This is a genomic window from Streptomyces sp. NPDC101191 (assembly GCF_044767915.1).
Classification (GTDB): domain Bacteria; phylum Actinomycetota; class Actinomycetes; order Streptomycetales; family Streptomycetaceae; genus Streptomyces.
In genome coordinates, this window is sequence record NZ_JBIWOU010000002.1 from 571,794 (window position 1) to 585,940 (window position 14,147).

General features: G+C 72.9%; 17 protein-coding genes and 1 pseudogene. 11 read left to right on the forward strand and 7 right to left on the reverse strand.

The window, feature by feature from the left end:
* Positions 1–35: 35 nt before the first annotated feature.
* Positions 36–737: pseudogene (locus ACIRQF_RS09665) on the forward strand (NADPH-dependent F420 reductase); the annotation flags it as partial.
* A gap of 109 nt (positions 738–846) precedes the next feature.
* Entirely contained in the window at positions 847–1,494 is a 648-nt protein-coding gene (locus tag ACIRQF_RS09670) for a class I SAM-dependent DNA methyltransferase (RefSeq protein ID WP_404090400.1), read from the forward strand.
* A gap of 337 nt (positions 1,495–1,831) precedes the next feature.
* Here ACIRQF_RS09670 and ACIRQF_RS09675 read toward each other — a convergent pair whose 3' ends face one another.
* Positions 1,832–1,975 carry a hypothetical protein gene (locus ACIRQF_RS09675; protein ID WP_389751769.1) on the reverse strand — a complete coding sequence of 48 codons (144 nt, stop codon included), beginning with the start codon at positions 1,973–1,975 and terminating at the stop codon, positions 1,832–1,834.
* Between the two features lie 153 nt (positions 1,976–2,128).
* On the opposite strand from ACIRQF_RS09675, the gene ACIRQF_RS09680 reads away from it, so the two are divergent.
* Positions 2,129–2,887 (forward strand): type 1 glutamine amidotransferase, encoded by a 759-nt coding sequence (locus ACIRQF_RS09680; protein WP_404090403.1) that lies wholly within the window; start codon positions 2,129–2,131, stop codon positions 2,885–2,887.
* Positions 2,888–2,948: 61 nt separating this feature from the next.
* A complete protein-coding gene (locus tag ACIRQF_RS09685; protein WP_376635086.1) occupies positions 2,949–3,392 on the forward strand; it encodes an OsmC family protein in 444 nt (147 codons plus the stop codon).
* Between the two features lie 398 nt (positions 3,393–3,790).
* On the opposite strand, the gene ACIRQF_RS09690 is transcribed toward ACIRQF_RS09685, so the two are convergent.
* Entirely contained in the window at positions 3,791–4,486 is a 696-nt protein-coding gene (locus tag ACIRQF_RS09690; protein WP_404090406.1) for an RraA family protein, read from the reverse strand.
* Positions 4,487–4,659: 173 nt separating this feature from the next.
* On the opposite strand from ACIRQF_RS09690, the gene ACIRQF_RS09695 reads away from it, so the two are divergent.
* Positions 4,660–5,430, forward strand: a complete 771-nt coding sequence (locus ACIRQF_RS09695) for a metallophosphoesterase (protein WP_382481996.1) — start codon at positions 4,660–4,662, stop codon at positions 5,428–5,430.
* 223 nt (positions 5,431–5,653) lie between these two features.
* Here ACIRQF_RS09695 and ACIRQF_RS09700 read toward each other — a convergent pair whose 3' ends face one another.
* Positions 5,654–7,111: a carboxylesterase/lipase family protein gene (locus ACIRQF_RS09700; RefSeq protein ID WP_404090409.1), complete on the reverse strand. Its 1,458-nt coding sequence runs from the start codon at positions 7,109–7,111 to the stop codon at positions 5,654–5,656.
* A gap of 250 nt (positions 7,112–7,361) precedes the next feature.
* Between ACIRQF_RS09700 and ACIRQF_RS09705 the strand changes: the two genes are divergently transcribed.
* A complete protein-coding gene (locus ACIRQF_RS09705; protein WP_376635094.1) occupies positions 7,362–7,736 on the forward strand; it encodes a hypothetical protein in 375 nt (124 codons plus the stop codon).
* Here the strand turns inward: ACIRQF_RS09705 and ACIRQF_RS09710 are convergent.
* The 3 genes from ACIRQF_RS09710 to ACIRQF_RS09720 form a co-directional block, all read right to left on the reverse strand.
* Positions 7,718–8,248 (reverse strand): GNAT family N-acetyltransferase, encoded by a 531-nt coding sequence (locus ACIRQF_RS09710; RefSeq protein WP_382481990.1) that lies wholly within the window; start codon positions 8,246–8,248, stop codon positions 7,718–7,720. The genes ACIRQF_RS09705 and ACIRQF_RS09710 overlap by 19 nt on opposite strands.
* 82 nt (positions 8,249–8,330) lie before the next feature.
* Positions 8,331–8,837, reverse strand: coding sequence for a DinB family protein (locus ACIRQF_RS09715; RefSeq protein ID WP_404090413.1), 507 nt, complete (start codon positions 8,835–8,837; stop codon positions 8,331–8,333).
* 126 nt (positions 8,838–8,963) lie between these two features.
* Entirely contained in the window at positions 8,964–9,323 is a 360-nt protein-coding gene (locus tag ACIRQF_RS09720; protein ID WP_382481985.1) for a cupin domain-containing protein, read from the reverse strand.
* A 286-nt stretch (positions 9,324–9,609) separates the two neighbouring features.
* On the opposite strand from ACIRQF_RS09720, the gene ACIRQF_RS09725 reads away from it, so the two are divergent.
* The 5 genes from ACIRQF_RS09725 to ACIRQF_RS09745 all read left to right on the forward strand — a co-directional run bounded on the left by ACIRQF_RS09725 (position 9,610) and on the right by ACIRQF_RS09745 (position 13,580).
* Positions 9,610–10,014: a VOC family protein gene (locus ACIRQF_RS09725; protein WP_376635099.1), complete on the forward strand. Its 405-nt coding sequence runs from the start codon at positions 9,610–9,612 to the stop codon at positions 10,012–10,014.
* A gap of 317 nt (positions 10,015–10,331) precedes the next feature.
* Complete coding sequence (locus tag ACIRQF_RS09730) at positions 10,332–10,691, forward strand: SPW repeat protein (protein WP_365346337.1); 360 nt, start codon at positions 10,332–10,334, stop codon at positions 10,689–10,691.
* 197 nt (positions 10,692–10,888) lie between these two features.
* Positions 10,889–11,242: a DUF805 domain-containing protein gene (locus tag ACIRQF_RS09735; RefSeq protein ID WP_376635101.1), complete on the forward strand. Its 354-nt coding sequence runs from the start codon at positions 10,889–10,891 to the stop codon at positions 11,240–11,242.
* Between the two features lie 333 nt (positions 11,243–11,575).
* Positions 11,576–12,871 (forward strand): ATP-binding protein, encoded by a 1,296-nt coding sequence (locus tag ACIRQF_RS09740; RefSeq protein WP_376635103.1) that lies wholly within the window; start codon positions 11,576–11,578, stop codon positions 12,869–12,871.
* Between the two features lie 115 nt (positions 12,872–12,986).
* Entirely contained in the window at positions 12,987–13,580 is a 594-nt protein-coding gene (locus ACIRQF_RS09745; protein ID WP_389751761.1) for a YdeI family protein, read from the forward strand.
* A gap of 12 nt (positions 13,581–13,592) precedes the next feature.
* Here ACIRQF_RS09745 and ACIRQF_RS09750 read toward each other — a convergent pair whose 3' ends face one another.
* Positions 13,593–14,099 carry a GNAT family N-acetyltransferase gene (locus tag ACIRQF_RS09750; protein WP_382481976.1) on the reverse strand — a complete coding sequence of 169 codons (507 nt, stop codon included), beginning with the start codon at positions 14,097–14,099 and terminating at the stop codon, positions 13,593–13,595.
* Between the last annotated feature and the right edge of the window lie 48 nt (positions 14,100–14,147).

Consider the following 14,147-nt stretch of genomic DNA (forward strand, 5'->3'; position numbering starts at 1 on the left):
CCCCGTCCGGGCCGGTTGGCCAGTGCCGTGACGGCGACACGCGCCGCCGCTCGCTCGGCCCGGAAGGAACGACGATGAAGATCGGCATCATCGGAGCAGGCAACATCGGCGGCAATCTCACCCGCCGACTCAGCGCGCTCGGACACGAGGTGTCCGTGGCCAACTCGCGTGGCCCGCACACGCTCACCGCCCTCGCGGAGGAGACCGGTGCGAGCCCGGTCCCGGTCACGGAGGCCGCGCGGGGCGCGGAGGTCGTGATCGTGACGGTCCCGTTGAAGGCCGTCCCCGAGCTGCCGGCCGGCCTCTTCGACGGGGCCGCGGAGGGCTTCGCCGTCATCGACACCAACAACTACTACCCGCGGGAGCGCGACGGGCGGATCGCGGGCATCGAGGACGAGGGCCTGACGGAAAGCCGCTGGACCGAGCGTCACCTCGGTCACCCGGTCGTCAAGGCCTTCAACGGCACGTACGCCCAGGACATCGTGGAACGCCCCCTGCCGGCCGGCGCCCCCGAGCGGATCGCCCTTCCGGTCGCGGGCGACGACGAGGCGGCGAAGACCACGGTCCGCGCCCTCATCGACGAACTGGGCTTCGACACCGTCGACGCGGGCGGCCTCGACGAGTCCTGGCGCCAGCAGCCGGACACCCCGGTCTACGGCCTGCGGGCCGGCGTGGACGCCGTCACCGCGGCCCTGGCCGCGGCCTCACCGGAGCGCCCGGCGGCCTTCCGCGGCTGAGAGCGACCTCCGTGCGGCAGGACCGGCGCCGACGTGCGACGCGAAGACGGCCCGATCCATGTCTCCTCCCGGGAAGGCCGACCGGTGAACGCCGGTACTGTGCCGCGTCATGACCGAGTCCGCACGCGTCACCGCCACCCGCCGTTCCTACGACACCGTCGCCGTCTCCTACGAGCGCCTGCTCGCCGCCCAGTTGGCGGCGGAGCCGCTCGACCGGGCGATGCTGGCCGCCTTCGCCGAGGAGGCGCGGGCCGGCGAGGGCGGACCGGTGGGGGATCTGGGATGCGGGACGGGGCGGGTGGCGGGGCATCTGCGGGGGCTCGGGGTGGACGTGTTCGGGATCGACCTGTCGCCCGGGATGGTCGCGGTGGCCCGGGAGACGTATCCGCAGGTGCGCTTCGAAGTCGGTTCGATGACGGCGCTCGACCTGCCCGACCGCTCCCTCGGCGGAGCGCTGTCCTGGTACTCCACCGTCCACATGGCCCCGGATGAGCTCACGGCCGTGTTCGCCGAGTGCCACCGGGTCCTCGCCCCGGGCCGCCCGCTGCTCGTGGCCTTCAAGGTGGGTGACGAGCGGGTGCGTCTGGAGGAGGCGTACGGGCACGAGGTGGACCTGGACGTCTACCGGTACCCGACGGAACGCGTCGCCTCGCTGCTGACCGACGCCGGCTTCGTCGTGACCGCGCGCCTGGTGCGCGAGCCCGGTCCGGCGGAGGCGACCGCGCAGGGCTTCGTGACGGCACGCAGCGCCGACTGATCCCAGGCGCCGCGGGCCCGCGCGACGGCGCGCCCGCCGCAGTCGCGCAGCTGGGTGCGGGAGAGCCTGGCCCGCTGGCCGCCACCCGCGATCAGCGCGTTGACGGACGCCGTCGGGTCGCCGCCCACCGAACGGGCGAGCAGCGCGCCGACCACGACCGGCAGCAGCGCCACCGCGAGCGCCGAACCCGTGGCGGTGGCGGTCGCCGTGACGAGCCGGAGGGGGCGGGGGCGCGTGGTGTCGTCGCTCATGACGACAGTTCATCAGCGGGGCGGTGCACGGGCATCGGACGCCGTACTCAGATTCCCGCGCGCCGGGTACTCAGCGCACGGGGCGCTCAGGGCTCGCGACTGCGCCGGGCCACCACCGTGACCAGGGTGAACGAGGCGGGGAACGGTCCCTCGGCAAGGCCGGCGACCCAGCGGCGGGCCCCGGCGACGTGGGGCAGCGCGCCGGTGCGCCGCCGCGCGTCGGCCGACATCGCCGGATCGCGGTCGCCCCTGATCACCCGACCGTCCGGCCCGGGAGGCAGACCCCTCGGACAGGTTCCACAGAAACGATTCTTCGGCCACCCTCGGGAGGTGACTCACCACCACGAGACCCTGTTCCCCGCAGACCGGGAGGCCGTACGCCCGTGACCACGCATTCCGCACCCCCCGTCCTGGTGATCCAGCACGAGGCCGATGCCGGCCCCGGTCTCGTCGCCGAGCGCCTCCGCGCGGCCGGCGTCGACCCGCGGGTGTGCCACCCGTGGCAGGGCGAGGCCCTGCCCGCGTCGCTGGAGGGCTGGGCGGGCCTGATCGTCCTCGGCGGCTCGCCCAACTGCGAGGACGACACCGCCGCTCCGTGGCTGCCCCGGGTCAGGGCGCTGATACGCGAGGCCGTCGACGCTCGGCTCCCGCTCCTCGGCATCTGTCTCGGTGCCCAGCTCATGGCCCACGCGCTCGGCGGCAGGGTCGCGCCGCGCACCCGGGAGCCCGAGCTCGGCGCCGTACCGCTCCGCCGACTCCCCGCGGCCGACGGGGACCGGGTGCTCGGCGCGGTGCCCGAGGGGGCTCCGGCGGCCCAGTGGCACTGGGACGACGTCGAGCTCCTGCCGCCCGGCGCGGTCCCCCTCCTGACCGGTGACCACTGCGTGCACCAGGCCTTCCGGGTGGGCACGCGGGGATGGGGCCTGCAGTTCCACCCGGAGGCCCTGACCGGCACGATCGCGGACTGGGCGGCGGCGGACGGCGCCCGGATCCGGGCCGAGGGCGGCGATCCGGACGCCGCCGTCGACTCCGTACGGGAGGCGGAGCAGCTGCTGCGGACGGTGTGGGGAGCCGTGACGGAGGCGTGGGCCGGCGTCGTACGGGAGGGCGTGCCCGTGTGCACGCCCGCCGCACGGGAGTGATGGGATGAGGGTGCGTACGCGCTCGCGTGCGCACCCCGTCCCCTTGAGGAGCAGTGCCGTCATGGCCGACTACCGGATCGAGACCGTCCGTACCGGTTACCGCACCTGGACCGCCCGGAACGACCGGGGCGCGGAGGTGCGGATCGCCGCCGACGACGACGCGGACGCGCAGCCGTCGTTCACGCCCGTCGAGCTGCTGCTCGCGGCGATGGGCGGCTGCGGCGGGCTGGTGATCGACCGCACGGCACGCGCCGTCGACCACGACGACCTGCGGATCGTCGTCGAGGGCGTGGCGGGCCCGGAGGACGACGGCCGGATCGGACGGATCAGGGTCAGCTACGAGTTCGAGCTTCCCGACAACAATCCGCGGGCGGCCGACGTGTTCGCCCGCGGGGTGCGGCTGACGCACGAGAAGTTCTGCACGGTGAGCCGCACCGTCGAGCACGGTGCGGAGGTCGAGGCGGTGCTGCCGGACGGGTCGATCGGCTTCCGGGCCGGCGGCTGACCCCCGCGAGGCCCGCTCCCCCGGCGCCCGCGCTCTCTCCACCGGCGCCTGCTCCTCCCGGTATCTGCGCCTTCCTGAGTCCGGGCCTTCCGGCAGCTGCGCCTCCCTGCGCCCGGGACTCCCGGCTTCCGGGCCTCCCGGCATCTACGCCTCCCTGCGCCCCCGACTCCCGGCATCTGCGCGTTCCGGCTTCCGGGCCTCCCGGCAGCTGCGCCTCGGCCGCCGGGGCCGCGCGACGAGCGCCGCTCGGGGCCGCCGGGTGCCGTGGCGCGTGCCTGTGCGGGGCATCCGGGCCCCACGACACGTGGCTGCGTGGGCCCGCCGGGCCCCTGGCGCGTGCCTGCCTCCCCGTCTCCCACCGGTGGACCCCCGTCCCACCGGTGGGGCGGCCCGTGCGCCTACTCCTCGATGGCGCCACCGATCCGGCGCAGATGCCGCCGGAAGCTGTACTCCGGGTCCCGCGCCCGCAGCTCCAGGTACTCGTCGAAGCGCGTCTGGTCGCGCAGGGTCTCTCCCGCCCTGATCCGCCGGGCCTGGTCCCGCTCGGTGCGGAAGATGCTCTCCGCGGTGTCGAGGACGGCGTCCACCCGGTCGGCCGCCACGAACAGCACGCCGTCGTCGTCGGCGAACACCGCGTCGCCGGCGCCGACGAGGTGCTCGCCGAACCGCGCCGTGCTCAACGCCTCGGGCCCGCGCGGATCCAGGCGTACGGGACCGGGCGCGTGGGCGCCGTACGAGTAGACCGGCAGGCCGATCTCGACCAGGTCGGGCGTGTCGCGGTGCAGCCCCCAGACGACGACGCCCGCGAGGCCCGCGGCCTCGGCCTCGAGGACCGCCAGGTCGCCGACGCAGGCCTCGTCCCGGCGCCCCTCGTTGTCGATGACGAGCACGTCGCCGGCGGCGGCGTGGCTGGTGAACGCCTCCAGGAACACGTCGACGCTGCCGTAGTGGCGCACCGGGAGCGCCCGCCCGGCGAGGCGCCGTCCCGGGAGCACCGGCAGGATGCCCGCGGGCGCGGCCCGCAGCCGTTCCCCGAGACGTACGCAGGCGTCGGCGATCAGCGGGGTGGAGAGCTCGGTGAACCGCTTGAGCATGGCTGCTCCCTTCGAACGGACTGGGGCGGTCCGGATGTTATCCCGGTCGGAACGTCAGAAAAGGGCCAATCAGCGGCGGTTGGCCCGCGCGGCGGCGTCGGGGCGCGCGGTACGTTCCGCTCGGAGAAGCGAAGCAGTCGGACCGGGCGGGGACCGCGAAGGGGAGCCAGACCGTGATCGTGATCGCGCACCTGAGTGACATCCACATCGACTCCGCACCGCGCAGCAGGCGGCGGGCCCGGGCCGTCGTCGACTACCTGGACTCGCTCGCGTACGACTTCGACGCGGTGATCGTCACCGGTGACGTCGCCGACAACGGCCAGGAGACGGAGTACGCCTGGGTCAGGGAGAACGTCCTCGGCTCCCGCCACCCGGTGCTCGCCTGTCCGGGCAACCACGACCGCCGGGACGCCTTCCGGCGCGTCCTGCTCGGTACGGAGCCGCCTTCCCCGGAGGCCCCGGTGAACCAGGTGCTGCGCGGGGACGGCTTCGTCGTCGCCCTGTGCGACTCCTCGGTCCCCGGGAAGGACGAAGGCTTCCTGGAGGAGGAGACGCTCGACTGGCTGGAGGCGGAACTGGCGCGGACGCCCGAGGGCACGCCGGTGCTCGTCGGCTTCCACCACCCGCCGACGCCTCTGGGCATCCCCTTCGTGGACGGCATCCGCCAGTTCGGCGAGGACCGGCTCGCGGCACTGCTCCGCCGGCACCCGTCGGTCACCGCCCTCCTCTGCGGGCACACCCACACCGCCGCCGCCACGTCCTTCGCGGACCGTCCGGTCCTGGTGGCACCGGGTGTGGTGTCGATGTCGAAGCTGCCGTGGGAGCAGAGCGGGGACCCGCGCGACTACGTCTACCGCGACGAGATGGCACCGGCTCTCGCCTTCCACCTGCTCTCGGACGACGGGCGCCTGACCACCCACTACCGCAGCGTGCCGACCGCCTGACCCCGCGCCCGCGCCGCCGGTCGGGGCACCGGAACCGGTGTGTCCGCGGGCCTGGGCCGACATCCGCGGGGCCGGGCCGACAGGACCGGAGCCACACCGGCGACACCGGGTCCGCGGGCCGGAACCCGGACCGGGGGCAGAACCCGGACCGGGGGCAGAACCCGGACGGGGGGCCGGAACCCGGACCGGGGGGCCGGTCCGTCCTGGCCCAGAGTCCCGTTCCTCAGCCGAGCCAGACGGTGCGGACCGACGCCAGCGGGTCCTTCGCCGTGCGCGGCGTCTCGTCCCAGATCATCGTCGTCCGCGTCGCGGAGGTGTACGCGGGCCACTCCTCGCCCGGGTCCTGGTCGGTGACGAAGCCGACCCAGGCTCGGTGCACCGCGTCGGCCAGGGACTGGGGCGGGGTGCCCCCGGCGGCGGCCTCGACGCCTTCCGCGTCGAGGAGGTCGAAGGCGAAGGGCAGGTCGAGGCAGTGGTAGGCCTGCCCGTTGACGGCCGAGGCCCACTCGAACTGGTAGAGCCAGGTGGGCTGTTCGCGCTCGGCGCGGGCATCGGCGACGGCGAGGGACGGGGCGCGGAAGGTCAGGTCGGTGAGTGCCTGCCCGAAGAGGCCCGCGGGGTCCGTGTCCGCGTACGTGTCCGCGAAGGCGGCGGCGCGCTCGCCGACGAGCCCGAGCCCGCCGAGCAGGACCGGCAGGGGCGGGCCGTCCGGACCGGCGGCGGGAGACGGAATCATGTTGAACTCGTGGGCGGTGAAGCCCAGCATCAGCGGGACCCCGGCACCCGCGTCACCCGTCGTGAGCGCGTCCAGTACCGGCTCGGGGATGAGGTCTCCGTCGGCGAAGGGCACGAGGGACAGCATCGGCGGCAGCCCCTCGCGGTCCGGACCCGGCCGCCCGAGCCGGTCCTGCAGATCGAGGAGTTCGTCGTCGCTCAGGTCCCCAAGGGCGGCGGCCGTGGCGGGCAGGCCGGTACGAGCGGTGAACAGGCGCGAGACGGTGCGGGCGACCTCGGGACCGTCGGGACGCATCACCGCGCCGGAGACGGACAGGGCCCCACGGAACAGACCGCGCGCGGAGGGTACGGCCAGCAGGGTCTGGACCGCGCCGCCACCCGCCGACTGGCCGGCGACGGTGACCTTGGCGGGGTCGCCGCCGAAGCGGGCGATGTTGTCCCGGACCCACTCCAGGGCGGCGACCCAGTCCCGAACGCCCCGGTTGTCGGGCGCGTCGTCGAGGTGGAGGAAGCCCTCGATGCCGAGCCGGTAGCCCAGCGAGACGAGCACCACGCCGTCGCGGTTGAACGCGGCACCGTCGTACCAGGGGCTGGCGGCGGAACCGGCGACATAGCCACCGCCGTGGATCCAGACGAGCACCGGCAGCCCGGCTTCCGGGTCCGGCTCCGGGGTGAAGACGTTGAGGTTCAGCACGCCCTCGCCCGGGACGCAGGGCTCGGGGATCGTGGTGACGTCGGCGAACGGGCGGCGCTGGGCGGTGGGTCCGTAGGCGGTGGCATCCAGCGGCTCGGTCCACGGCTCCGGCGGTACGGGGGCGGCGAACCGGAGCGGGCCGACCGGCGGCTCGGCGTACGGGATACCGAGGAAGCGGCAGCTTCCGTCCGCACGCCGTTCGCCGCGGACCGGGCCGCGGGTCGTGGTGACGAGGGGGGTCTCCGGGGACATGGGCGTGCCTTCCTGGCCTGGCCGGTGCGGCGGCGGCGTGCGGTGCTCAGAGAAGAGTGACACGTGTAACCTGCCCGTGTCATCTCCCCTCGCTCTTCGCCCTCACGACTCGCCCTTTCCCCCTCGGCCCCTGTGTCCCTCGGTCGGACGCCCGCAAAGGGTGGGCGGCGCCGGCGCAGGGGACGACCCGGCGGCAGCGTGGCGGCGCCGATGCAGGTTCGCCGCGGCACGGGCGGGGAAGGGAGGCGATGTGAAGCTGACTCCCGACGCGACCCTCGGCGTCCTGGTGGTCGTGACCGGCGCCGTGCTCATGGCGGCCGGCGCGCTCTGGAAAGGCCGCGCGGTGCGCCCACTCGCTCCCCGGCGGGCGCGGGCCCTCGCCTGGCAGGCGTATCTGCGCGCGCTGACCCGCTCCGCCGAGCTGGCGATCGTGTCGGCACGGGACGCGGCTGGGCACGGCGAGCCGGCGATCGTCACCGTCGAGGACGTCGTGCGGCTCGCGCACGTGCGGTTCGGTTACGAGGAGGTCGTCCGCGAGCACGCGGCCGCGGCGCTCCGGCACGCGTACGAGCGCGGCGGATGCGCGGCCGACACCGTGACGGATGCTTACAGCGCGATCCAGTAGCGCCGCTTGAGCCCGATCTCGGTCTGGCGGACGTCCTCCAGGACTCCCCCGTTGCGCTCGATGGTGCGCGCCGAGGCGGTGTTCGTGTCGTCGCAGGTCAGCAGGACGCGGTCGAGACCGAGGGCGCGGGCCTCCGGCAGGACGGCACCGAGCGCCCAGGTGGCGAGACCGCGGCGGCGGGCCGAGGGGCGGACGCTGTAGCCGATGTTGCCGCCGGCCCGCAGCAGGAAGTCGTTGAGTTCGTGGCGGAGGTCGATGGCGCCGAGGTACGTGTCGTCCTCGACGATCCACCAGTGCGTGGCGTGGACCCGGCCCTCGGGCACGGGCCGGGTGCGGTCGGACTGTTCCCGCAGGCGTCCGACCCAGGAGGCGAAGACCTCGGGGACGGCGAAGGCGTTCTCGGGGGCGAGCCACATGCCGACGCCGTCCTGACCGCTGCCGGGGGGCCACTCGGCGTGGGCCTCCAGCCAGGAGGTGCGAAGTCGCTCGGTGGGAGTGATCAGCTGCGGCATGCGGCGACGATAACAGCGCCTCCGCGCCCACGGCCGGTGCGCGGCCACCACCTTTGGTCCGGTGGCGTACGCCGACGTCCGCTCACTCGCCCGTACTGCCGTCGATCCGCTCACGCAGCAGGTCGGCATGCCCGTTGTGGCGCGCGTACTCCTCGATCATGTGGGCCAGCACGTACCGCAGCGAGTACGTCTCGTCGCCGACGGTCCCGGTGACGTCGAGGGAGGGTGCGGCGGCCACGATCTCGCGGGCGCGGGCGCACTCGTCCCGCCAGACGGCGAAGCCCTCGTCCACGTCGGCGTCGTCCACGTCGAAGTCGGCCCAGTCGGTGGAGCCGGCCGGGGTCCAGGGGCTACGACTCCGCTCGCCGTTGATCACGTTGCGGAACCACCCCCGCTCCACCTCGGCCGCGTGCCGCACCAGACCGAGCAGCGACAGCCCGGACGGGCTGACCGGCCTGCTCCTGAGCTGCTCGGGGGCGAGCCCGGCGCACTTCATCTCCAGCGTGTCGCGCTGGAACTGGAGCATGGCGGTGAGCGTGGCGCGTTCGTCGGCGGTGCGGGGCGGCGGTGTGCGGTGATCTCGGTTCATGGGCCGCATCGTGCCGGAGGGCGCGACGAGAGGGGCGGCGATTTCGGCATGCGGACGACCCGCCCGGACCCGCCGACGCGAGGCGAGGCCCGGGTGGGTCAGGGCGAGGGATGCGGGCCGACCCCGCTACTTCGCGTAGTCGACGAAGCCGACCCAGTCCAGCGCGACACAGGGTTCGTCGCCCTCCACCCAGGCGTCGTGCCCCGGCTGGACCTCGTAGAAGTGACCGGGAATCAGGTCGGCGGACTCGCCGTCGTCCATGACCACTTTCATCCGGCCGCTGACGACGTACCCGACGTGGTGCGCCATGCACTTGTCGGTGCCGGCGAGGGGCTTCACGTGCTGTGACCACTTCCAGCCCGGTTCGAACACGGCGCGGCCCACCGCGCCGCTGCCCGTGGTGATGAGATCGAGTCGGCCCTTGCCGTCCTCGAAGGGACGGACCTCGTCCGCGGAGTCGAAGCTCCTGGAAACGATTCCGGTCATCGTCCGCCTCCCGGCGGTGGGAAGGTGCGACCCCGAGTCCACTTCCAGGCTACGCCGCGAGGCCCGGACACACCTGGCCGTAAACGCCGTTGCAGACGAAGATCGCCAGGGGTTAACGTGATCGTATGACTGCCGGGTCGGCCATGAGCCGTGATCGAGAGAGGCGCCCGGCCGTGGCGTGAGCGCCCCCGGCCGGTGGGCGCGGGGTCCGCCGCGGTCCTCCGCCCCGTACCACGCGTACGGGAGAGGAGAAGACACCAGCGCCTGCCCTGCGAAAGGACCCCCTGTGGCCGTCGAGCTCAATCACACCGTCGTCCATGCCCGTGACAAGCGGGTCTCCGCCGAGTTCCTGGCCGAAGTCCTCGGCCTGGAGGTCGGTGCGCCCTTCGGACCGTTCCTGCCGGTCGACACCGGCAACGGCGTCACCCTGGACTACTACGACGCGGAGGACACCGCGTTCACCCCCACCCATTACGCGTTCCTCGTCCCCGACGAGGAGTTCGACGCGATGATCGACCGCCTCGAGCGGATGCGCGTCACGTACTACGCCGATCCGCAGCACTCCGACCCGGGCCGGATCAACCGCCTGTTCGGTGGCCGCGGCGCCTACTTCGACGATCCTTCCGGGCACAACATGGAGATCATCACCCGGCCTTACACGCGGGCGCCGCGTCCGGCCGCCGCGTCCTGACGATCCCTCTCCGCGGCCCCGCGCGCATATCGATACGGGGCCGCGTTTGCCCTTTCTCTAAACTTTTGTTGAACGCTTGGGCGGATTTGACGATTCCGCCCATATCGCGCGCGGGTTTTCTGTACACATCCCTTATCGGACACATCTACACATAAAGGCCAGATAAGAGCACAATGAAACCGCGGCACGATGCCGCAAGCGCGGTCGGACGTGCAAGACGCCAGAAGGAGGCGAGTCGTATGGCCGACGTCTCTCACCGTCCCGGCGATATCAGGGGACACCCGGACGCGGGAGAAATGCGGGATCGTTATGCCCGTATGCTCCAGACCCGAGGTGTCGCGGCCGTAGAGGAACTGGTGATCATCGCCGGAATCTACGCCGCCGTGTCCGCATGGACGGTCCACTTCTCCGCCGCGAAGCCGGAGCTCGCCATCAGCAACCTCATCGTCGGCCTCGCGCTCGCCGGCCTGGGGCTCTGCATGTCGATGGCTCCGGAACGGTCCCAGGACCTCAACTTCGTGGTGCTGCTGATGGGTGTGTGGCTGATCGTCTCTCCGTGGGTGGTCTCCCGGGACGCCGGCACCGGCGCGATCCTCAGCAATGTCATCACCGGCGCCTGCGTCTGCCTCTTCGCCCTCACGGCAGGCGGACTGCTCATGAGCAAGAGAAGGACGTGACAGCGGATCCTCTTCCGGAACGGCGTCGCCCCCTCACACAGGGGGGCGACGCCGTTCACTTCTGTCGCGCCCGTGTCTGTGAACGGCCACTGCAAGGTAACGAATTGACCCACGCCGTTTCAGCCACATAAGTTCTGCGTAAGCCTAGCTCCACAGGGACAGGCTCCCGCTCTCAACCCAGTCCTTGGGGGGACAAAGTGAACTGGTACCTCGAAGCCTTCAAGAAGTACGCGGTGTTCAGCGGCCGGGCGCGCCGCAAGGAATTCTGGATGTTCCAGCTGTTCAACTTCATCGCGTCGATCGTCACGTCCGTCATCGACGGCGCCCTGGGCATTCAGCTCATCAGCATCATCTACCTGCTCGCGGTGCTCATCCCGAACCTCGCGATCTCGGTGCGCCGTCTGCACGACACCGGCCGCTCCGGCTGGTGGATCCTGATCGGCCTGATCCCGCTCGTCGGCTTCATCGTGCTCCTGGTGTTCTACTGCACCGAGGGCGACCAGGCGCAGAACGAGCACGGCGCGAACCCGAAGCTGGCCGGCGCCTACTAGGCCGAAGCCGCTCACCCGAGCCGCTGCCGCTCACCCCGGCTGTTCGACGAAGCCCCCGGAAGGTCCGCCTTCCGGGGGCTTCGCCCGTTCCCCGACGACGACTTGGGCCCGCCGCCCTCCCTGACCACGACTTGGGCCCGCCGCCCTCCCCCGACCGCGCCTCGGGACCGCTCCCCGGAGTCGCCGCCGCAGGAAACGTGCGCCGCGCATAGAGCCGGTCCGGCGCAATCGCCTCCCGCCGCTTGTGCACGGTGGCGGAGGACCCGCCCCGACCGCCCCGCCTAGCCTCGCCGTCACCAGGCGCGACAGTACGTACGAGGGGCGGTACCACCGGTGAACTGGCTCATCCACGACTACCGCGAGAGCGATCTCGCCGCGGTCGTCCATCTGATCGACACCACGGCCGAACTCGGCCAGGAGTCCGTCTTCTCGCTCGCCGAGTGCATCGGCGCCCTCACCACGCGCCAGCCGGCCGTCGTCGCCGTCCACCAGGGCGTACCGATCGGCGCCGCGCTCGCCTGCGTCGCGGGCGAACGGGCCTGGGTGATGCGGATCGCCATCTCCTCGGCGTGGCGCGGCCGGGGGCTGGCCAGCGCGCTCCTGGTGGAGCTGGAGCGACGGCTGGTCGCCGCCCGGGTGGCGCGGATCGCCTACGTGCTGCCCGAGGAGGAACTCCTCGGCGAGGGACTGCTCAACGCCGGGTACACCCGGCAGCCGGCCGTCGCCTACTTCGAGAAGGTCGAGCCGCTGCACGGCCCCGCCGCCAACCTCCTCGACGACCTCGGCGGACGGGTCCTGCCCACCGACCTGTGGGCCAAGGTGGCGGGCATGGAACGCGAGAAGGACCTGATCGAGCGGCGTGTCGTGCTGCCGCTCGCCGAACCCGAGCGCGCCGCGCGCCACGGGGTGCGCCCGCCGCGGGCCATCGGTCTCTTCGGCCCGCCCGGCACCGGCAAGACCACCTTCGCGAGGGCGGTCGCCTCGCGGCTCGGCTGGCCGTTCGTGGAGATCCTGCCGTCCCGCCTGGCCGACGAGGGCAACCTGGCCGCGGCACTGCGCACCGCCTTCGCCCGTATCGCCGAACTCGACCAGGTGCTGGTCTTCATCGACGAGGTCGAGGAGATCGCCCCCGTACGCACCGAACCCGTGCAGCCGGGCGGGATGCACGGGGTGACGAACGAACTGCTCAAGCTCATCCCGGGGTTCCGGGAGCGCGACGAGCGGCTGCTGGTGTGCGCCACCAACTCCATCCGCTCCCTCGACCCGGCCTTCCTGCGCCCCGGCCGTTTCGACTACCTCATCCCGATCGGTACGCCGGACAAGGCGGCCCGGTCCGCGATCTGGGCGCGCTACACCGGCGCCCGCCCGGACGTCGACGTTGACGCGCTGGTCGCCGCGAGCGATCTGTTCACCCCGGCCGACATCGAGCACGCGGCGCGGATCGCCGCCCAGAACTCCTTCGAGCGGGACCTGGTGGCGCTCGGCGGCCACCAGGGAGGCGGCGCCGCGCCGACGCCCGGCGCGACCACGGCGGACTACCTGGACGCGATCGGCCAGTGCCGGCCGACCGTGACGTCGGAGATGATCGAGCAGTTCGCGTCGGACATCACGACGCACGCCCGCTTCTGAGCCGGCCGGCCGTCCGTAGCACGAAAGCCCCGCGCCCGACGGCCGGTTCGTCCCGGCCGGCGACCGTGGCCCTACGATGGTCGCGATCTCGGCCAGGCCACGGAGGGGCGTCCGCATGGAGACGAGCGAGACCGTCGAGGGACTCGCGGTGATCGCGTTCGCCGACGGGCCGGAGCTGGAGGCCTGGCTCGAGCGGCACCACGGGGACACGCCGGGCATCTGGCTGCTCCTGGGCAGGAGCGGCTCCGGCCTGAGCTCGCCGACGTCCGAGGACATCCTCGACGCCACGCTCGCCTTCGGCTGGATCACGGGCAAGCGCAAGGCACGCGACGAGCGCAGCTACGTCCAGAAGATCACCCCGCGGCGCCCTCGCAGCCTCTGGTCGCAGGTGAACGTGCGCCAGGTCGAGTCGCTCCTCGCCGCCGGCCGGATGCGCGAGCCGGGGCTCGCGGAGGTCAGGGCGGCGCAGGCGGACGGGCGCTGGGCGGCCGCGTACCCCTCCCAGAAGGACGCGGCCGTCCCGGACGACCTGGCGGAAGCCCTGGCGGCGGAGCCGAAGGCGGCGGCCGCGTTCGAGGCGCTCGGGAAGACCGACCGCTACCTGATCATCCTGAGCCTGTGGCAGGCCCGGACGCCGAAGACGCGGGCGGCGCGGCTGGCGCGGGCGATGGCGACCCTGACGTCCGCCGCCTCCTCGGAAGCCCCGTGACCGCCCCCGGGGTCAGCTCCGCACGCGCCGGTAGAGCACCTGATGGGCGTCCCACTCGACGAAAGACTCCGCTTGGGTCATGCCCACGGCTTCCAGAAGGCGACGGGAGCGCGTGTTGGCCTCCTGGGTGACGGCGACGACGGCCGGGACGTCCTTCAGGGCGCGCTCGACGGCCGCGGCGACGGCCTCCCGCGCGTAGCCCTGCCCCCAGTGTTCGGGGAGGAACTGGTAGGACACCTCGGTCTCGCCGTTCCGGCCCTCCCTGTCGACGGTCACCAGACCGAGGACGACACCGTCGGAGGCCCGCTCCACCGCGTGGAAGCCGGGCGCGCCGACGATCCGCCGCTGCCGGATGCGGATCACGGACTCGACCACCGGCCCGCCCAGATGCCGCCGCACCTCGGGGTCGGTCCACAGCCGCGTCAGCGCGGGGACGTCCCGTTCACGCACGGCCCGTAGCACGAGCCGCTCGGTGACGAGGGGCTCGGCCGAAGTGGTCGCTGCCGGGGAGGAGGCCATACGTCGATGATGACAGGCCCCGAGACGTACCACGGACGTCGGACCGGC